Here is a 17955-nt window from a genome sequence, read left to right as displayed (position 1 = left end):
AGTGGAGATCAGCGCTTGGTAATCACCACCTCCAGATACTCACTCGGCACCACCAGCGAACCCTCGCCCGCACGATTCATCTTGTTCAACAGTTCCGCCAGATCGCTCTCCAGCGCCAGCCCGCTTTCCGGCGGGAGTGCCGCGAAAGCTTTGTGCACCGGCCCGTACCAGTGGCGGAAGATGTCGATGAAGTGTGCCGCCGACCGATAGCGAAAGTTGAAGGTACGGCGGGTGACTTGCAGCAGAAAATCGCGCTCGTCGAAGTGTGTGTGCAACCAGGCTTCCGTCCCCCAGTTCGAGGGTGGCTGGGCACTGGCGGGAGGCGGTAGATGCCGGCCGAGGACCTTGAACATCTGGCCGACAAAGCCTTCAGGCGTCCAGTTGGCCAGACCAATGCGTCCGCCACGCCGACAGACCCGCGCCAGTTCGGCAGCCGCCTGCGACTGATCCGGCGCGAACATCACACCAAAAGTCGAAAGCACCGCGTCAAAACTATCGTCTTCGAACGGCAGCGCTTCGGCATCAGCGACCTGGAACGTCACGTCCAGATGCTCCGCCCGAGCCCGATCCTGCCCGCGCTCCAACAGCGCCGCAACGTAGTCGGTGGACATCACCAGACAACCGCGTCGCGCCGCTGCCAATGTCGCATTGCCGTTGCCAGCGGCGACATCCAGCACTTCTTCATCGCAGCGCAGGTCGCAGGCCTCGGCGAGGTTTTCACCAACAATTTGCAATGTGGTGCCAATCACCGCGTAATCGCCGCTGGCCCAAGCGACTTTCTGGCGTTCTTTCAGGGCCGTCAGATCAATCGGGGTACTCATGGCTTCGAGCTCCGTTTCATATCGGTAACAGGTCGACAGCGCCCTGCTCGCCCACTATCGCGCCGAGCCTGACCGGCGTCTTTGCCGATCGTCCGCCAGGCGCGCAAAACCGCGTGTTGGCCGATGAGTGGCGGGAATTTGTAAAGCCGCCGCAACACCCTCGGGATTGCCAGTCGCCCGGGAATGATTTTTCATGTCGGCCACCCCTTCCGAACGGATTCCCCCAATGACTTTGCACCTCGACTGGCTCGCGCAGCACATGCAGCACAGCGACACTTACGCCGAATGGATTCATCGGCAGTTTCACTACGAATACGCGCACCAGCCACTGACAGAGTGGCAAGCGGAATTCGCCCAAGGCCAAAGCAACGGCAATTGGCCGTGCCTGATCGCTCTGGACGACGGACGCCTGCTCGGCGGGGCGGCGCTGGCCCGCGAGGATCTGGCGCATCGACCCGATCTCGGCCCTTGGCTGGCCTGTGTATTTGTCAGCCCCGAGGCTCGTGGCCAGGGTCTGGCGGAGCGCTTGATCGACGGGGTTTGCCAGCAAGCGAAAAGCCGTGGTCTGGCGCACCTGTATCTGCACACGCAGAACCAACAGGACTACTACGCCAAACGCGGCTGGAGGGTTGTGGAGCGGTTTCACGCCTGGGACAACGAACACACGCTGATGGTGCGTGACTTGTGAGGCCTTGATTGCAAAGCACTGCTCAGCGGGTGCAAAGGCATAAGAAACCATCTCTTCATACCTGTCATATCTGACAGTATCGAACACCCTCGTTGCTTCGTAGACTGATGGCCCCCAGAGGTGTAGTGCCTGGGATCAGCAAGACCTCTGGATCGTGTTCCAGTACAGGAGCAGCATCATGGACGAACTCAAACTCAACCAATTCATGGACAAACTCGTCAACGACATGGGTGGCGCAGCGATGCTCGCCAACGTCATCGTCGGCGAAGAACTCGGGCTGTACCGGGCGATGGCCGACAGCCTGCCGATCAGCCCGGAAAACCTTGCTGCAAAAACCACCTGCAACCCGCGACTGGTCCGCGAATGGCTCAGTGCCCATGTCGCGTCCGGTTATATGGAACACTCCAGCGGCCAGTTTCGTTTGCCGGAAGAACAGGCACTGGCGCTGGCCATAGAGGACTCATCGGTGTACGTCGCAGGTGGCCTGGGCGTCGTTGCGTCGTTTTTCCACGACAAGGACAAACTGGTCAAAGCCATGCGCGGCAATGGCGCCCTGCCCTGGGGCGATCATCATCCGTGCATGTTCAGCGGTACCGAACGGTTCTTCCGCCCCGGCTACAAGGGCCATTTGATTGCCGAATGGCTGCCGGCCCTCGACGGTGTGGTGGCCAAACTTGAATCCGGGGCAAAAGTGGCAGACATCGGCTGCGGACACGGTGCGTCGACGGTGATCATGGCTCAGGCTTTTCCCAACTCGCGGTTTGTCGGATTCGATTACCACGCACCGTCAATCACCGTCGCCAACCAACGTGCTGAAGAAGGAAAAGTCAGCAACCGCGTGCGGTTCTTCCAGGGCACGGCGAAAAGCTATCCCGGCGATGATTATGACCTGATCTGCTATTTCGACTGTCTGCACGATATGGGCGATCCGGTCGGTGCGGCCCGCCATGCGTTCGAGTCGCTGAAGGATGACGGGACGGTGTTGCTGGTCGAGCCGTTTGCCAATGATTCACTCGACGACAACATCACACCGGTCGGACGGTTGTTTTACGCGGCCTCGACGTTTATCTGCACGCCGAATTCGCTGTCCCAGGAAGTCGGCCTTGGACTGGGTGCTCAGGCGGGCGAGGCGCGGCTGCGCAAGGTTTTCACTGATGCAGGTTTTAGCCAGTTTCGTCGGGCGACGCAAACTCCATTCAACCTGATTCTGGAGGCACGCAAGTAACCACTGATGTGTGAAAGCCATTGGGTGAAAAAGTTTTTGTGGCGAGGGAGCTTGCTCCCGCTGGGGCGCGAAGCGGCCCTTCTTGATAATCAAGGATGGGGCTGCTGCGCAGTCCAGCGCGAGCAAGCTCCCTCGCCACAGAGGTAGTGCTAATCTGCGAAGCATCCATGTCCTCTTCGGAGCACTGCCATGCTCGACAGCGCGATCCACCACCACCTCGACATGCTGTCGCAAGCGATGGCCAATGACGATTTTCTGGTGCTGACCGGCGCCGGTATCAGCACGCCTTCCGGCATTCCTGATTACCGCGACAGCGAAGGCGTGCGCCGTGGCCGGCAGCCGATGATGTATCAGGAATTCCTCGCCGCCCCCGAATCACGTCGCCGCTATTGGGCACGGGCGATGCTCGGTTGGCCACGGGTGCGTCAGGCTCGGCCGAATGCGGCTCATGAGGCATTGGCGAGTCTGCAAAGTCACGGGCGGATCAGCGGCTTGATCACCCAGAACGTCGACACCCTGCACGATCAGGCCGGTAGTCAGGATGTCATCGAACTGCATGGCAGCCTGCATCGGGTGTTGTGTCTGGATTGCGGTCAGCGCAGCGAGCGGGATGCGATTCAGCAGTTGATGGAGTCGCAGAATCCGTATCTGGCCGGGGTCGATGCGGTGCAGGCGCCGGATGGCGACACGCTGCTTGATCCGGCATTCGAAGCTCGGTTTCAAACGCCGCGCTGCCCGCATTGCGATGGCGAGCGGATGAAACCGGACGTGGTATTTTTCGGTGAAAACGTGGCTCAGCCCACAGCGGCGCGAGCCATGGCCGCGGCCGAGAGTGCCGGCGGGTTATTGGTGATCGGCTCTTCGTTGATGGCGTACTCGGCGTTTCGCTTGTGCCGGGTGATTGCGGATCGGGGCAAACCCTTGATGGCAATCAACCTGGGCAAGACCCGGGCGGATGATTTACTGAGCCTGAAAATCGAAGCCTCCTGCGAACACTTGTTGCCCCTACTGACCCAACACCTGACCACCTGACCACACAATCCCCTGTAGGAGCTGCCGCAGGCTGCGATCTTTTGACCTTCAGCATTCAGTGTCCGGCCTTGAGGATGTCGAACAACGCCTGCGCCGCTGCCGACAGTTCATTGCCGGGATCGGTCAACACACCAATCGCCCGCTCTACTGCCGGTTCATGCAACGTCAGACAGCGTGCGCCTAACTCGCGCATCTGCTCCGCGCACAACGCCGGCACCGCGCTGACCCCAAGTCCATTGGCGACCATCCGCCCGACCGTCGCCAGTTGATGGCTTTCGAACTCCACCGGCAACTGCATACCCCGCGCCTGCAAGTGTTCCTCCAGCATCACCCGTACCGTGGACGGTCGCTGCAAGGTGATAAACGGCTCCTGCAACAAATCCTGCCAGTCGATATCCGTGCGATTGGCCAGCGGCGAATCCTGCGGCACCACCGCCACAAAGCGGTCCATATACAGCGGGGTAAACGTCAGCGAAGTGTTCTGCATTGGCTCGAACGCCACGCCCAGTTCAACCTGGCGATCACGGACCATTTCCAGCACTTGCTCGTTGATCACGTCGTTGACCGTGACACTGACGTTCGGATAACGCGCCCGAAACGTCTTGAGGATCGGTGGCAACAGGTTGCCGGCAAACGACGGCATCGCCGCCAGCGTCACGCGGCCACGTTGCAGGCTGAAACGCTGGCGCATTTCGTCTTCGGCGTTATCCCAGTCGGCGATCAGGCGGCGGGCCAAGGGCAGTAACGATTCGCCCTCGGGAGTCAGTGCCACGTTGCGTGTGTTGCGGCTGAACAGGCGCCCGCCCAAACCTTCTTCCAGCGCCTTGATGGTCAGGCTGAGCGCCGATTGCGACAGGTGCAGGCGCTCGCAAGCCACGGCAAAACTCAGGCTCTGGGCCACAGCAAGAAAGGCGCGGATCTGTTTAATAGTCATGATCGCTACACTTGTTAAGGTAGGAGCTGCGGCACGCTGCAATCTTTTGATCTTGTTTTTAAAAATCCAAAGTCAAAAGATCGCAGCGTGCCGCAGCTCCTACCGGATCGGGTTGATTGTTGAGTTTTATCTATCAATCAACCTTAAAAATCAACTTAACAAATATATTCAGCGGCGAGACACTCAAACCATTCGGCTAGCCAGCCGCCCGCAAATAATAAAAGAGGTGCATATGGCAGGTTTCGACAAGCGCGTGAGTTCTTACGAGGAAGCCCTGGCCGGGCTTGAAGACGGCATGACCGTGATTGCCGGCGGCTTCGGTCTGTGTGGCATCCCGGAGAACCTGATCGCCGAGATCAAGCGCAAAGGCACCCGTGACCTCACCGTGGTTTCCAACAACTGCGGCGTCGACGGTTTCGGCCTCGGCGTGCTGCTGACCGACCGTCAGATCAGCAAAGTGGTCGCCTCCTATGTCGGCGAAAACAAGTTGTTCGAAGAGCAACTGCTCAAGGGCGAAATCGAAGTCATCCTGACCCCGCAAGGCACCCTCGCCGAGAAAATGCGCGCAGGCGGCGCCGGCATTCCTGCATTCTTTACCGCCACTGGCGTCGGCACTCCAGTTGCCGACGGCAAGGAAGTGCGCGAATTCAACGGTCGTAAATACCTGATGGAAGAATCCATCACCGGTGACTTCGCCATCGTCAAAGGCTGGAAAGCCGACCACTTCGGTAACGTCATCTACCGTCACACCGCCCAGAACTTCAACCCGCTGGCCGCCACCGCAGGCAAGATCACCGTGGTCGAAGTCGAAGAAATCGTCGAACCCGGCGAGCTCGACCCGGCGCATATCCACACCCCGGGTATCTACGTCGACCGGGTCATTTGCGGCACGTTCGAAAAGCGCATCGAACAGCGCACCATCCGCAAATAACTGAAGCTGACGGAGAATAAAAACATGGCACTTTCCCGCGAACAAATGGCTCAGCGCGTCGCCCGCGAAATGCAGGACGGCTACTACGTGAACCTCGGCATCGGCATTCCGACCCTGGTCGCCAACTACATTCCCGAAGGCATGGAAGTCATGCTGCAATCGGAAAACGGCCTGCTCGGCATGGGTCCTTTTCCTACCGAAGAAACCATCGATGCCGACATGATCAACGCCGGCAAACAAACCGTAACCGCACGTATTGGCGCGTCGATTTTCTCCTCGGCCGAATCCTTTGCGATGATCCGTGGCGGCCATGTCGACCTGACTGTGCTGGGTGCGTTTGAAGTGGACATCGAGGGCAACATCGCCTCGTGGATGATTCCGGGCAAACTGGTCAAGGGCATGGGCGGCGCGATGGACCTGGTGGCTGGCGCCGACAACATCATCGTAATCATGACCCACGCGTCCAAGGACGGTGAGTCGAAACTGCTCTCCAAATGCAGCCTGCCGCTGACCGGCGCCGGGTGCATCAAGCGCGTGCTGACCGACCTCGCCTATCTGGAAATCGAAAATGGCGCTTTTGTCCTCAAGGAACGCGCACCTGGCGTCAGCGTCGAGGAAATCGTCGCCAAAACCGCTGGTAAACTGATCGTCCCGGATCACGTACCGGAAATGCAGTTCGCTGCCCAGTGAGGAATTCGAAAATGCAAGACGTCGTAATTGTTGCCGCCACGCGTACCGCGATCGGCAGTTTCCAAGGCTCTCTGGCCAGCGTGTCTGCCGTGGATCTGGGCGCGGCGGTGATCCGCCAGTTGCTGGAACAGACCGGTCTGGACGGTGCGCAGGTTGATGAAGTGATCATGGGCCAGGTCCTCACGGCAGGCGCCGGTCAGAACCCGGCGCGTCAGGCGGCGATCAAGGCCGGTCTGCCGTTCGCCGTGCCGGCCCTGACTCTGAACAAAGTTTGTGGTTCGGGCCTGAAGGCTCTGCATCTGGGCGCGCAAGCGATTCGTTGCGGCGACGCCGAGGTGATCATTGCCGGCGGCCAGGAAAACATGAGCCTGTCCAACTATGTGATGCCGGGCGCACGCACCGGTCTGCGCATGGGCCATGCGCAAATCGTCGACACCATGATCAGCGATGGTCTGTGGGATGCGTTCAACGATTACCACATGGGTATCACTGCGGAGAATCTGGTCGAGAAATACCAGATCACCCGCGAGCAGCAAGACGCCTTCGCCGCCGCTTCGCAACAGAAAGCGGCCGCAGCGATTGAGGCCGGACGTTTTGTCGATGAAATCACGCCGATCCTGATCCCGCAGCGCAAAGGCGATCCGGTGGCGTTCAAGGTCGACGAGCAACCGCGTGGCGATACCACCGCTGCATCGCTGGGCAAACTGCGTCCAGCGTTCAAAAAGGACGGCAGCGTTACGGCTGGCAACGCTTCTTCGCTGAACGACGGCGCTGCTGCGGTGATCCTGATGAGCGCGGAAAAGGCCAAGTCCCTCGGTCTGCCAGTGCTGGCGACCATCGCCGCCTATGCCAACGCCGGTGTTGATCCGGCGATCATGGGCATCGGCCCGGTATCGGCGACCCGTCGCTGCCTGGACAAGGCCGGCTGGTCCATTGAGCAACTGGATCTGATCGAAGCCAACGAAGCCTTCGCCGCGCAATCGCTGGCGGTGGCCAAGGATCTGCAATGGGATCTGGACAAGGTCAACGTCAACGGCGGCGCCATCGCCCTCGGTCACCCGATCGGCGCGTCAGGCTGCCGGGTGCTGGTGACGTTGCTGCATGAAATGATCAAGCGTGATGCGAAAAAAGGTCTGGCGACCTTGTGCATCGGTGGCGGTCAAGGTGTGGCACTGGCGCTGCAACGCGCTTAAGCAAAGAGTTCAACAGGAAGCGGTAGATCCACGACATCTACTGCTTGCTGGCAACAAAAAACCCGGTGCGACTTGCGTTGCACCGGGTTTCTTTTTGCCTGAGTTTTATGTTGTTTCTCAAGGCCCCATCGCTGGCAAGCCAGCTCCCACAGGGGTCGGTGTGTACGCAAAACTTCAAATCACCATCAGTCACTGTGGGAGCTGGCTTGCCAGCGATGAGGCCATTCCAGACGACAACAAACTTTCAGTCACGCCGCCAGTTGCAGAATCAACCAGCTATTGGCGCCACTGATCACCACAAACAACCCCCACGCCAAAACCCGGGTCGGCAGCCGATTCACAAAAGGCCCCATCAACTGCTTGTCGTTGGTCATGCGAATCAACGGATACAGCGCAAACGGCAATTGCAGGCTCAGCACCACCTGACTCATTACCAGCAACTTGCCCACCGCGTTGTCGCCCATCAGCCACACGCCGATGAACGCCGGAATCAGCGCCAGCCCACGGGTGATCAACCGGCGCTGCCAGCAGGGAATCCGCAGGTTCAGATAACCCTCCATGATCACCTGCCCGGCAATGGTCCCGGTGAAGGTCGAACTCTGCCCCGACGCCAGTAATGCCACGCCGAACAACACACTGGCCAGCGCACCGCCGACCAGAGGATCAAGCAAGTGATAGGCGTCCTGAATGTCCACCACATCGGTATGCCCGGATTGGTGAAACGCTGCCGCAGCGAGGATCAGAATCGCCGCGTTGACCAGTAACGCCAGTGCCAGCGAGCCGATGGTGTCGATACGCGCCAACGTCACCGCATCCTGTTTACTGGCCAGGTCCTTGCCGATCATCCGCGTCTGCACGATGGACGTGTGCAGATACAAATTGTGCGGCATCACCGTGGCGCCGAGGATGCCGATGGCCAGATACAACGGCGCGGCATCACTGATCGCCGACAACGACGGTTTGAAACCGGCGAAGACGTCCGGCCAATACGGTTTGATCAGCACCAGTTCGACGAAGAAGCACACGCCAATGGTTGCCACCAACACCAGCATGATCGCCTCAAGTCGGCGGAAACCACGGTTCTGCAGGGCCAGCACCAACAGCGTATCGAATGCCGTCAGCGCAATGCCGAAAGTCAGCGAGCAACCGAGCAGCAAGTGAAACGCCAAGGCGCAGCCGAGGACTTCCGCGAGGTCGGTGGCGATGATCGAGATTTCTGCCAACACCCATTGCAACCGCGCGACCGGGGTGCTGTAGCGTTCGCGGGACAATTGCGCCAGATCGCGCCCAGTGGCGATGCCCAGCCGCGAGCACAGACACTGCACGACCATGCCCGCCAGACTCGCCAGCAACACGACAAACAGCAGGCTGTAGCCGAAACGCGAACCGGCCTCGATGGCAGTCGCCCAGTTGCCCGGGTCCATGTAACCGATCGACACCAGCAAACCGGGTCCGGCGAAACGCAGCATGCGCTTGAAGAACGAGGCACGGGGATCGACTTCGACGCTGCCAGCGACTTCCGGAGGGCAGAACGGTGCGGTGGCGATTTTGGGCAAACTGAATTTCACGCAAACATCCAGAAACAATTCGGAAAGACGCAGCTTAGACGTTTCGCCCGGTGCGGAGTAGACCCCGGCAAACAGATCACGATCTCGTGTAGGAGCTGCGGAACGCTGCGATCTTTTGATCTGGCTTCTAAAAGCTCAAGTCAAAAGATCGCAGCGTTCCGCAGCTCCTACAGGGGTATGTGATCTTCTGTATTCAGGGTTTCACACCGAGTAATTGTTGGCGCAACTCTGGATTGCGGGTTCGCGGATCAAGCCAGATATCGAAAAACGCCCGGGCAAACTGTGGATCGTCAATTTCATGCTGCAATTGCTGCCCGACAAAAAACCGTGCGCCCTGCCCCGGCAGATACACGCCGGTGATGCGCGTGCCGGCCTGCACATCGACGAACGATTGCTGCATCTGCGTCTGCCACCCGGCCAGTTGCGCCGGGCTGATGGACGCGCCGGACATGCGTTTGATTTCATCGATGCTGGCCTTGACCAGATCATCGCGGGAAACATTGCGCCGATAGATAAGCTCCAGCGCGAAAGGCTGCCCGTCGGCCAATGGTCGCGCAGCACTCCACATCCGGGCGTTGTACACATCGAAACCGAACACGCTGAAATCACCCGTACCGATAATCTGCGCACCGGGCACCGCGTCCTGCCAGTTGGCCCAGGTCGGCGTCAGCAACAAGGCCCACAAGCCGATCCCGCAGCACCCACGCATCACATTTAGTGTTCTGCTCATCGCGGCATCGACTCCGGTAAATCCTGATAGTCAGAGCATAGCCGCGGATATGACTCAGCACTTTGTATACAAAACTTGTAGATCAATGCAGCAATCCACTATGACCAATGCTACCTTGGCCGCTCCTCACCCCGACGGAGATACCCCGCGTGCTGATCCTCAAACTGCTGCTGATTCCCGGTTTTCTGCTGCTGATTTCGCTGGCAGGCAAACGCTGGGGGCCGAGCGTGGCCGGGTGGCTGTCGGGATTGCCAGTGGTGGTCGGGCCGATTCTGTTTTTCCTCGCGATTGAACAGGGGCCGCAGTTTGCTGCGCAATCGGCTGTCGCGGCGTTGTCGGCGATGTTCGCGATGATTGCGTTCTGCGTGACCTACGCGCGGGTCGCGCAACGAGCGAATTGGCCGTGGGCGCTGACGATTTCGCTGGCGGTGTGGGCATCGCTGGCGCTGATCCTGTCGCTGATTCCGCCATCTCTGGGCTTTTCCCTCGCCGCAGCCGCCACTGCCCTGCTCGCCGCGCCGTATCTGTTTCCCAGCGTGCAACCGGTGCTCAAAGGCCCGGTGCCGAAATCCGACAAACTGATCTGGCGGATGATCGCCGGCGCGGTGCTGACGCTGGTGGTGACCATGCTCGCCAGCACCGTCGGCGAACGCTGGAGCGGTTTGCTCGCGGTATTCCCGGTGCTCGGCAGCGTGATGGCGGTGTTTTCCCAGCAGACTCGCGGCCCGGCCTTTACCGCTGCACTATTGCGCGCGACGGCGACCGGGATGTATTCGTTTTCGGCGTTTTGTCTGGTCTCGGCGCTGACCTTGCCAAGTCTGGGTCTGAGCGGGTTTGCTCTCGGGGTGGCGGTGTCCGTGGCGATGCTTGGCGTCACCCGCAAGTTGCTGGCCAAACCGGCTGCGGCAGAACGCCCACAAACTCAGGGCTGAGGTAGGCTCCCTCACTACAAAAATCCAGCCATGTTCAGACGAGTCGCGCTGGAGTGCCGAGGCACTGCGTGGGATGATCGCCCGCCTAGCGCGACCATCCACCGGAGATTCGAATGTCATTGCTCAGCAAGAAAGCTGTCGTCCTGTTGCTGGCGGCGGTTGCCGGCCTCGGCGCCATCAACGCTCAGGCTGCCAAGGCCAAGGAAAAAGTCAGCAGCGAGAAAGTCTCGATGCTCGACGGCAAGTTCACCTTTGTCCTGCCAAAAGGCTTCACCGCCAATCCGCTGCCGGCCAGTCCGACCGGCGCCACGGGCACGCTGTACAGCAACGAAGACACCAAAACCGTGGTCATCGCCGCGCAAAACACCATTCCCCAGGGCAATAACGTCAAGGACAACGACGGTGAGTTCCTTGATGGCAGCGTGTCGAGTTTCATCGAAGACCAGCGCAAGGCGCTGCCGGACTTCAACAAACTCAGCGAAAAAAGCCTGACGCAGAAAGGCTCGGGCCTCGGTCTGCGCCAGGTCGACAGCACCGCCACTCAGGGCGGTGGTCAGACGCTCAACACCACGCTGCTGGCCGGTTCCGGCACGCACATGGCGCTGGTGCAGGTGATTTCCCGGGCCAGCGACAAGGCTGGCCACGATGCGTTGGTTAAAGCCATCCTCAAGGAAAAGTGATCCTCAGGGATTGAGCTGCTGCAACCAGCCGTTCAAGTCCCGCAGTTCGGCCGCGCTGATGCTGTGGCCGACGCCGGGATAGGCATGAAACTGCGGTTTGTATGAGAGCTTTTTCAACAGCTCATCGGCCGCAGTGCCATCCTTGTAAGGCACGCGGTCATCAGCAGTGCCGTGGCCGATGAAGATGCTCACCGGCAGCGGTTGTTGCTGTGATTTGAGTTCTGCTTTGAGCACCGGCAACACCCGCCCGCTCAACGCGGCGAAACCGCCGACCACCACGGGCTCACGCAGTCCAACCTCGTAAGTCATCATCGCGCCCTGGCTGAAACCGATCAGGTACACCTTGCCCGGGTCGGCGTGATATTTCTTTGCCGCCTGCGCGATAAAGTCCCGCAGTTTCTGGCCACTGTCCTTCAGATCATCGGTCTCGCCGTTGTAGGCACCTTCGCCTTTTTTGCGAAACCATTGATAACGTCCTTCACCCAACGCCAACGGTGCCTGCACCGAAAGGTAGTTGTACTGGGCCGGCAGCTGAAATTTCATACCGATCAGATCGGCTTCGTTACTGCCGTAGCCATGCAGGAAGATCACCAGCGGATGCGCCTCGGCATCAGGGTGAACCTGCGCGAGGTACTTGAGCGGCAGATCGTTTTGCAGATTGGTTTGAGCATGGACGGCGGTGGACGCCAGGAGGGTCAACAGAGCAAACACCTTCAACATAAAGCCTTCCTTCACTGGGTGCAGGGTTCGGTAGTGAGCCTAACAGCCTATGCCAGACATCCCAATATTGTGGCGCTGCGAATGGCGCCATCGCTGGCAAGCCAGCTCCCACAGGATTTGTGTCGAAGAAAATCCCTGTGAATCACATCAATCACTGTGGGAGCCTAACAGCCTATGCCAGACATCCAAATATCGTGGCGCTGCGAATGCCGCCATCGCTGGCAAGCCAGCTCCCACAGGATTTGTGTTGAAGCAAATCCCTGTGAATCACATCAATCACTGTGGGAGCTGGCCTGCCAGCGATGAGGCCGGCAAATCCTGCGAAAACTTGTCAGTCGTTGATAAGTTTGCCCACCCGGATCGGCTCCCGGCCGGCGACTTTCGCCTGCCAGATACCCGGCTGGGTGTAGCGCCCACGGTCGATGGCGAACAGCACACCGCTGGTGCCGGCACGCACAGTGCTTACCCGATCATTCAGCGGGTCGACCACTTCAAACAGTGCATCACCGCGCTCGACCCACTCACCGGCATTGCGCAGAAAACTCACCACGCCATGGTGTGGCGCGAACAGATATTCGGTGCCTTCAAACGGCATGCCTTCACAGCATTCCTCTGGCGCCGCTGGCCATTCACCGCTGATGAACCCCTGCTCGGCGAGGAAGCCCAGAATCGCCTCGCAATTGGCCTGAGCCTGCTCGACCCGGGTGTCGCCCATGCTGCCCAGCTCCAGAGTCGTCGCCAGGTTGGCTGGAGGAATCGCTGCACTCGGGAATGCCCGGGCCAGACGCAGCCAGGGCGAGGAACAGGATTCGTCAAACGAACTGCCACCAGAGTCTTCACACAGCAACGCAACGCCTGCCTGTAAACGGGCGGCCAGCGACTGCCAGCGCGGCCAGTGCTGCGGCAATGCGTAAATGTGAATCGCCGCGTCGAAATCGCAATGCAGGTCGAGGGTGATGTCGGCATCGCAGGCATGCCGCAGCAATAACCGGTGCAATGCTTGCAGTTGCGAGGCCGGCGCCGGCAGATCGTCGAGTACCTGGCCCATGGTCTGGCGGATCAGCGCGATGTTGGCTTCGGCATCAGCGCCCAGACGCTCGCCGATCAGCGCCGCCACTGGAGCGCTGAGTTCGACGAATGAGCGATTGAAATTCTGCCCGCTGCCCAGTTCGAAACGGCCCATGTGGCTGCCTTGCAGATGCTGGTCGAGCCCGATCGGGTTGGCCACCGGCACCAGTTCGATCACACCTTGCAAACGGCCTTGTTGCTCAAGTTCGGCGAGGCGTTTTTTCAGTTCCCACGCGGTGCGCATGCCCGGCAGTTCATCGGCGTGCAGGCTGGCCTGGATGTAAACCTTGCGCGGACCGGCGCCGTAACGGAACACGCTGAGCGAGCGTTCGCTGCCCAGATGACTCCAGGGCAGAAGATGATCAATGCGTTGCATGGGAAGACTCCTGAATAATGGATCACTAAGATCCCCTGTAGGAGTGAGCCTGCTCGCGATAGCGTTGTATCAGTCAACTAAAACGTTGAATGTTCAACCGCTATCGCGAGCAGGCTCACTCCTACAAGGTTCTCATCACAATTAGGGCACAAAAAAAGTGGCCTCCGCATCAGCGGGGCCACTTTTTTCTACGGCGTATTAATGGCCGTACACATCAAAGTCGAAGTACTTGTCCTGGACTTTTTTGTACTCGCCATTGGCGCGGATTTCGGTGATGGCTTTGTTGAATTTCTCAGCCAGCTCGGTATCGCCCTTGCGCACGGCGATGCCAGCACCGCCGCCGAAGTACTTGGCGTCTTCATAGGTCGGACCCACGAACTCGAAACCTTTACCGGCGTCGGTTTTCAGGAAACCGTCGCTCAGGTTGACCGAGTCGGCCAGCATGGCGTCGAGACGACCGGAAGTCATGTCGAGGTTGGCTTCCTGTTGCGAGCCGTAACGCACCAGGTTGATACCGGCCGGAACCAGCACTTCGGTAGCGAAACGGTCGTGGGTACTGGCACGCAGCACGCCGACTTTCTTGCCTTTGAGCTCGACCAGCGGGTCTTTGACACCCGAGCCTTCCTTCATCACGAAGCGCGCCGGGGTGTGGTAGTACTTGATGGTGAAATCGACGTTCTTCTTGCGGTCATCAGTGATGGTCATCGACGACAGAATTGCGTCGATCTTCTTCACTTTGAGTGCCGGGATCAGGCCGTCGAATTCCTGCTCGACCCAGGTACATTTGACTTTCATCTGCTCACACAGCGCATCACCGATGTCCACGTCAAACCCGGTGAGTTTGCCGTCAGGGGTTTTCATCGAGAATGGCGGGTACCCGGCTTCGATCCCGATACGGATCGGCTTGGCGTCTTCAGCCACAGCGGTCAGGGACAACATCGACAGTGCCAGGGCACCAAACATCACTAGCTTCTTCATTTATTACTCCTGTGTGCGGAGGCTTTTATTGGCAGCTTTCGATTCAGCGTTCGGTCATGGCTTTTTACAGGCAAATACCGAAGTGGCCGGCAGTCTATGGCGGCTCGCACAGGGTAAATTATTCAGAAGCGACAAATACTTACAGAAAAGTGGCGCACGTATTGACCGTGATCAACGCGTGCGCCACGACGGTGCAAGGGCTGTAGGACAAGTCATCAAACAGCACACAAATCCCCTGTAGGAGCTGCCGAAGGCTGCGATCTTTTGATCTTGTTTTAGTGAAGCAAAGTCAAAAGATCGCAGCGTACCGCAGCTCCTACCGGGAGTTATGTCAGCAGGCGCAGTTGATGGGTGTCGGGGTAGTTAGAGGTTTGTCCAGCGAGAAGCCTTCATCGAGCCAACCGGTCACGCCGCCGATCATCTCTTTGACTGGATAACCCAGCGCCGCCAGTTTTACCGCAGCCTTGTTTGCGCCGTTGCAGTGTGGTCCGGCGCAATAAACCACGAACAATGTGGTTTTCGCATACTCCGCCAACCCTGCCGCCGTCATCAATCGCCCCGGAATATTGATCGCACCCGGCACATGTCCGCGCTCGAACGCCAACGGACCGCGCACATCGACCAGAACAAAATCGACCGTGCCAGACTCCTGGCTGCTGAAGACGTCGGAACAATCGGTTTCGAAGGTCAGACGGTTGCTGAAATGCATCAGGGCAATGGCCGACGGGGCGGCAGGAATTTCGCGAACCAGACTGGTCATTGGGTATTACTCCTACATCTGAAGGGGTGTGAACAGACTTTATCGGGCGAACGGTTAGCGCTACAGTGGCGCACAAGACGCTCACCGGGAATTTTCCGCCAAATGCCTGATTCACCTGGATTGGTCGTTATCCTGGCCTACGACGGCCTCTGCACTTTCGAATTCGGCATCGCCGTGGAGATCTTCGGCCTGGCCCGGCCGGAGTTCGATTTCCCTTGGTACGAGCATCGCATCGCTGCGGTCGATCAAGGCCCGATGCGCGCCATGGGCGGAATTCAGGTGCTGGCCGACGGCGGTCTGGAACTGTTGGCAGAAGCGCGCACCATCATCATTCCCGGTTGGCGCGACCGTCAGGCCGAGGTGCCGCAGGCGTTGCTCGTTGCACTGCGCGCCGCTCACGACCGAGGCGCGAGGCTGTTATCGATTTGTTCAGGGGTGTTTGTGCTGGCGGCCAGTGGCCTGCTCGACGGCCACGGCGCGACTACGCACTGGCGCTACGCTTCGGAACTGGCCGAACGCTTCCCGGCGATTGCGGTTGATCCGGATGTGCTTTACGTCGATTCCGGCCAGTTGATCACCTCGGCCGGCAGCGCTGCCGGGATCGACGCCTGCCTGCATCTGGTGGCGCGAGACTTCGGCACGCAGGTCGCCAACTCGGTGGCACGCCGACTGGTGATGTCGCCGCAGCGCACTGGCGGTCAGGCGCAGTTCATTCCGACACCGGTCAGCCCGACACCGCGCAGCGATCTGTCACGGGTGATGCAATGGGCTCGCGAACGCTTGCATGAGCCGCTTGAAGTGCGTGATCTGGCCAGCGAAGCCGCGATGAGCGAGCGGACTTTCTTGCGGCGTTTCACCGAGGCCAGCGGCCAGTCGCCCAAGGCGTGGCTGCAGCAACAACGTCTGGCTCGGGCTCGTGAGTTGCTGGAAAGCACTCACCTGAACACCGAGCAGATTGCTCAGCGTTGCGGGTATCGCTCGGTGGAAAGTTTTCGCGTGGCGTTTCGCAGTGTGGTGGGGTTGCCGCCGTCGGTGTATCGGGAGCGGTTTGGGCGTGGAGTCAGGGCGATTTCTTGAGGTGTCCGGGCGGGCCCCATCGCGGGAAAGCCCGCTCCCACAGGGATTAATGTGGTTCACAAATTCCGCAATCACCACCGAACCCTGTGGGAGCCGGGCTTGCCCGCGATGGGGCCCGCCCAGACACCCACGATCTAGGGCTTGCGCAACAGATAGGTATCCATAATCCACCCATGCTCCAGCCGCGCCGCCTTGCGCACCCGCTCGATCTCGTCCGCGACATCCTTGAGCTTGCCGCTAATCAAAATCTCATCCGCCGTGCCCAGGTAGGCGCCCCAGTAAATCTGCGTCTCCTGATCAGCCACCCGATGGTAGGAGTCTTCGGCGTCGAGCATCACCACCAGACTGTCGGTATCACTCACCTGCCCCGCCGCCAATCGCCGGCCGGTGGTGATTTCAATCGAGCGGCCGATGGTATTCAACGGCACCTTGTGTTGCGCCGCCAGCGCCTGAACGCTGGTAATACCGGGGATCACCTCGAACTCGAAGGCGCAGCGACCGGACGCGAGAATCTCCTGAAGAATACGCACCGTGCTGTCGTACAACGCCGGGTCGCCCCACACCAGGAAACCGCCGCACTGGCCGTCAGCCAATTCGTCATTGATCAGCCGTTCGAAGGTCTGTTGCTTGGCGCGATTCAAATCATCGATGCTGGCGGTGTAGTCCACGTCGCCACGCTCGCGCTCCGGGCTGTGGGCTTCGGCGAAGCGATACGCAGGATCAGTGATGTAGCGCTCGCAGATTTCGCGGCGCAGATCGATCAGTTTGTCTTTGCTCTGGCCCTTGTCCATCAGAAAGAACACATCGACCACGTTCAGAGCCTTCACCGCTTGCATCGTGATGTAGTCCGGATTGCCGGCGCCGATGCCGATCACCATGAGTTTCTTCATCAGCACGCTCCTTCCACGTCAATACCGGGCAAGCGTAGACGCCAGATGCCGTTGAATCGTAAATCGACTGCCGCCAATGGCTCGATATCGATAGCATTCGGGGCTGTACCCTGAACGATCTGCATCAATGCCGCACGGATCACGAACGGATGAGTGATTGCCACAACATGCCCCGGTGTTCCTTGCAGACTGAGCAGCCAGGCCTGGACGCGTGCGCCCAATTGCGCCATCGACTCACCGCCATGCGGGACCGCGTGCGGATCGCTGATCCAGGCCTGTAATGCGTCGGCCTCCATCTGTTGCAAATCCTTGATCGACTGACCGTGCCAGCGCCCCCAATCGCAATCGCGCAACGCTTGATCAATCTGCGGCTGAACGCCGAACCACCCAGCGGTTTGTTGTGTGCGTAATTCAGGGCCGCATAACAGACGCGATGCGGAAGCGAATCGCATAGCCAGTGTGTCGGAGGTGTACTGCGAATTTTCAACAGGTTCGTTCGTAGGAAAACTCGCCAATTTCTGTGCGACGGTTCGAGCATGGCAAATCAAAGTCAAACGGGTGCTTTGCACAATAAATCACTCGATCCGAGGTCAGGAAAATTGCTGGAAGAGCCCAGTCTGTTGGCAATTGTGCCGTAAACCGGGCGCTTCAGGGCAGATCGT

At 59.4% G+C, this 17955-nt stretch carries 19 protein-coding genes; 9 read left to right on the top strand and 10 right to left on the bottom strand.

What is annotated here, in order from left to right:
• Positions 1-8: 8 nt before the first annotated feature.
• Positions 9-821, bottom strand: a complete 813-nt coding sequence (locus tag ACIOZM_RS04725) for a class I SAM-dependent methyltransferase (protein ID WP_401210022.1) — start codon at positions 819-821, stop codon at positions 9-11.
• 226 nt (positions 822-1047) lie between these two features.
• On the opposite strand from ACIOZM_RS04725, the gene ACIOZM_RS04720 reads away from it, so the two are divergent.
• The 3 genes from ACIOZM_RS04720 to ACIOZM_RS04710 all read left to right on the top strand — a co-directional run bounded on the left by ACIOZM_RS04720 (position 1048) and on the right by ACIOZM_RS04710 (position 3766).
• On the top strand, positions 1048-1509 hold the full coding sequence (locus ACIOZM_RS04720) for a GNAT family N-acetyltransferase (protein ID WP_401210019.1): 462 nt from the start codon (positions 1048-1050) through the stop codon (positions 1507-1509).
• Positions 1510-1687: 178 nt separating this feature from the next.
• Positions 1688-2734, top strand: coding sequence for a class I SAM-dependent methyltransferase (locus ACIOZM_RS04715; RefSeq protein WP_401210016.1), 1047 nt, complete (start codon positions 1688-1690; stop codon positions 2732-2734).
• 189 nt (positions 2735-2923) lie between these two features.
• Positions 2924-3766 carry an NAD-dependent protein deacetylase gene (locus ACIOZM_RS04710; protein WP_401210013.1) on the top strand — a complete coding sequence of 281 codons (843 nt, stop codon included), beginning with the start codon at positions 2924-2926 and terminating at the stop codon, positions 3764-3766.
• Between the two features lie 55 nt (positions 3767-3821).
• Here ACIOZM_RS04710 and ACIOZM_RS04705 read toward each other — a convergent pair whose 3' ends face one another.
• Positions 3822-4700 (bottom strand): LysR substrate-binding domain-containing protein, encoded by an 879-nt coding sequence (locus ACIOZM_RS04705; RefSeq protein ID WP_401210010.1) that lies wholly within the window; start codon positions 4698-4700, stop codon positions 3822-3824.
• A 232-nt stretch (positions 4701-4932) separates the two neighbouring features.
• On the opposite strand from ACIOZM_RS04705, the gene ACIOZM_RS04700 reads away from it, so the two are divergent.
• Genes ACIOZM_RS04700 through ACIOZM_RS04690 form a run of 3 tightly spaced genes read left to right on the top strand, consistent with a single transcriptional unit; the run spans position 4933 to position 7514 of the window.
• Positions 4933-5631 (top strand): CoA transferase subunit A, encoded by a 699-nt coding sequence (locus ACIOZM_RS04700; RefSeq protein ID WP_047300578.1) that lies wholly within the window; start codon positions 4933-4935, stop codon positions 5629-5631.
• Between the two features lie 24 nt (positions 5632-5655).
• Positions 5656-6321 carry a CoA transferase subunit B gene (locus ACIOZM_RS04695; protein WP_401210007.1) on the top strand — a complete coding sequence of 222 codons (666 nt, stop codon included), beginning with the start codon at positions 5656-5658 and terminating at the stop codon, positions 6319-6321.
• Between the two features lie 11 nt (positions 6322-6332).
• Complete coding sequence (locus ACIOZM_RS04690) at positions 6333-7514, top strand: acetyl-CoA C-acetyltransferase (RefSeq protein WP_401210005.1); 1182 nt, start codon at positions 6333-6335, stop codon at positions 7512-7514.
• Between the two features lie 248 nt (positions 7515-7762).
• Here the strand turns inward: ACIOZM_RS04690 and ACIOZM_RS04685 are convergent, their stop codons facing one another.
• Both ACIOZM_RS04685 and ACIOZM_RS04680 read right to left on the bottom strand, forming a co-directional pair.
• Positions 7763-9082, bottom strand: a complete 1320-nt coding sequence (locus ACIOZM_RS04685) for an Nramp family divalent metal transporter (protein WP_401210002.1) — start codon at positions 9080-9082, stop codon at positions 7763-7765.
• A 193-nt stretch (positions 9083-9275) separates the two neighbouring features.
• Positions 9276-9812 (bottom strand): chalcone isomerase family protein, encoded by a 537-nt coding sequence (locus ACIOZM_RS04680; protein WP_401209999.1) that lies wholly within the window; start codon positions 9810-9812, stop codon positions 9276-9278.
• A 149-nt stretch (positions 9813-9961) separates the two neighbouring features.
• On the opposite strand from ACIOZM_RS04680, the gene ACIOZM_RS04675 reads away from it, so the two are divergent.
• Both ACIOZM_RS04675 and ACIOZM_RS04670 read left to right on the top strand, forming a co-directional pair.
• Positions 9962-10744, top strand: a complete 783-nt coding sequence (locus ACIOZM_RS04675; RefSeq protein ID WP_401209997.1) for a hypothetical protein — start codon at positions 9962-9964, stop codon at positions 10742-10744.
• 113 nt (positions 10745-10857) lie between these two features.
• The gene (locus ACIOZM_RS04670) at positions 10858-11424 is read left to right on the top strand and encodes a hypothetical protein (protein ID WP_401209994.1); all 567 of its coding nucleotides are present in this window, start codon (positions 10858-10860) and stop codon (positions 11422-11424) included.
• 3 nt (positions 11425-11427) lie between these two features.
• Here the strand turns inward: ACIOZM_RS04670 and ACIOZM_RS04665 are convergent, their stop codons facing one another.
• The 4 genes from ACIOZM_RS04665 to ACIOZM_RS04650 form a co-directional block, all read right to left on the bottom strand.
• On the bottom strand, positions 11428-12144 hold the full coding sequence (locus ACIOZM_RS04665) for an alpha/beta hydrolase (protein WP_401209991.1): 717 nt from the start codon (positions 12142-12144) through the stop codon (positions 11428-11430).
• Positions 12145-12475: 331 nt separating this feature from the next.
• A complete protein-coding gene (locus ACIOZM_RS04660; RefSeq protein ID WP_401209988.1) occupies positions 12476-13588 on the bottom strand; it encodes a succinylglutamate desuccinylase/aspartoacylase family protein in 1113 nt (370 codons plus the stop codon).
• Between the two features lie 198 nt (positions 13589-13786).
• Positions 13787-14566 carry an ABC transporter substrate-binding protein gene (locus ACIOZM_RS04655; RefSeq protein WP_401209985.1) on the bottom strand — a complete coding sequence of 260 codons (780 nt, stop codon included), beginning with the start codon at positions 14564-14566 and terminating at the stop codon, positions 13787-13789.
• 331 nt (positions 14567-14897) lie between these two features.
• Positions 14898-15326: a rhodanese-like domain-containing protein gene (locus tag ACIOZM_RS04650; RefSeq protein ID WP_401209982.1), complete on the bottom strand. Its 429-nt coding sequence runs from the start codon at positions 15324-15326 to the stop codon at positions 14898-14900.
• A gap of 102 nt (positions 15327-15428) precedes the next feature.
• On the opposite strand from ACIOZM_RS04650, the gene ftrA reads away from it, so the two are divergent.
• Positions 15429-16403: a transcriptional regulator FtrA gene (gene ftrA / locus ACIOZM_RS04645; RefSeq protein WP_401209979.1), complete on the top strand. Its 975-nt coding sequence runs from the start codon at positions 15429-15431 to the stop codon at positions 16401-16403.
• Positions 16404-16537: 134 nt separating this feature from the next.
• On the opposite strand, the gene cobF is transcribed toward ftrA, so the two are convergent.
• Both cobF and ACIOZM_RS04635 read right to left on the bottom strand, forming a co-directional pair.
• Positions 16538-17293 carry a precorrin-6A synthase (deacetylating) gene (cobF, locus tag ACIOZM_RS04640; RefSeq protein WP_401209976.1) on the bottom strand — a complete coding sequence of 252 codons (756 nt, stop codon included), beginning with the start codon at positions 17291-17293 and terminating at the stop codon, positions 16538-16540.
• Positions 17293-17862: a histidine phosphatase family protein gene (locus tag ACIOZM_RS04635; protein WP_401209973.1), complete on the bottom strand. Its 570-nt coding sequence runs from the start codon at positions 17860-17862 to the stop codon at positions 17293-17295. Before ACIOZM_RS04635 ends, cobF begins: the two co-directional genes overlap by 1 nt.
• Positions 17863-17955: the final 93 nt, after the last annotated feature.

This window comes from Pseudomonas sp. NPDC087346 (assembly GCF_044744235.1).
Classification (GTDB): Bacteria; Pseudomonadota; Gammaproteobacteria; order Pseudomonadales; family Pseudomonadaceae; genus Aquipseudomonas.
Note: the sequence above shows the minus strand (reverse complement) of the source record. Positions and strands in the feature narration are given on the sequence as shown.

Excerpts from the sequence above, each read along its gene's own strand:
- ACIOZM_RS04690 (WP_401210005.1), top strand. The coding sequence starts at position 6,333 with ATGCAAGACGTCGTAATTGTTGCCGCCACGCGTACCGCGATCGGCAGT.
- ACIOZM_RS04720 (WP_401210019.1), top strand. The coding sequence starts at position 1,048 with ATGACTTTGCACCTCGACTGGCTCGCGCAGCACATGCAGCACAGCGAC.
- cobF (WP_401209976.1), bottom strand. The coding sequence starts at position 17,293 with ATGAAGAAACTCATGGTGATCGGCATCGGCGCCGGCAATCCGGACTAC.
- ACIOZM_RS04725 (WP_401210022.1), bottom strand. The coding sequence starts at position 821 with ATGAGTACCCCGATTGATCTGACGGCCCTGAAAGAACGCCAGAAAGTC.
- ACIOZM_RS04680 (WP_401209999.1), bottom strand. The coding sequence starts at position 9,812 with ATGAGCAGAACACTAAATGTGATGCGTGGGTGCTGCGGGATCGGCTTG.
- ACIOZM_RS04700 (WP_047300578.1), top strand. The coding sequence starts at position 4,933 with ATGGCAGGTTTCGACAAGCGCGTGAGTTCTTACGAGGAAGCCCTGGCC.
- ACIOZM_RS04665 (WP_401209991.1), bottom strand. The coding sequence starts at position 12,144 with ATGTTGAAGGTGTTTGCTCTGTTGACCCTCCTGGCGTCCACCGCCGTC.
- ACIOZM_RS04705 (WP_401210010.1), bottom strand. The coding sequence starts at position 4,700 with ATGACTATTAAACAGATCCGCGCCTTTCTTGCTGTGGCCCAGAGCCTG.
- ACIOZM_RS04655 (WP_401209985.1), bottom strand. The coding sequence starts at position 14,566 with ATGAAGAAGCTAGTGATGTTTGGTGCCCTGGCACTGTCGATGTTGTCC.
- ACIOZM_RS04715 (WP_401210016.1), top strand. The coding sequence starts at position 1,688 with ATGGACGAACTCAAACTCAACCAATTCATGGACAAACTCGTCAACGAC.
- ACIOZM_RS04710 (WP_401210013.1), top strand. The coding sequence starts at position 2,924 with ATGCTCGACAGCGCGATCCACCACCACCTCGACATGCTGTCGCAAGCG.
- ACIOZM_RS04660 (WP_401209988.1), bottom strand. The coding sequence starts at position 13,588 with ATGCAACGCATTGATCATCTTCTGCCCTGGAGTCATCTGGGCAGCGAA.
- ACIOZM_RS04695 (WP_401210007.1), top strand. The coding sequence starts at position 5,656 with ATGGCACTTTCCCGCGAACAAATGGCTCAGCGCGTCGCCCGCGAAATG.
- ACIOZM_RS04650 (WP_401209982.1), bottom strand. The coding sequence starts at position 15,326 with ATGACCAGTCTGGTTCGCGAAATTCCTGCCGCCCCGTCGGCCATTGCC.
- ACIOZM_RS04670 (WP_401209994.1), top strand. The coding sequence starts at position 10,858 with ATGTCATTGCTCAGCAAGAAAGCTGTCGTCCTGTTGCTGGCGGCGGTT.
- ftrA (WP_401209979.1), top strand. The coding sequence starts at position 15,429 with ATGCCTGATTCACCTGGATTGGTCGTTATCCTGGCCTACGACGGCCTC.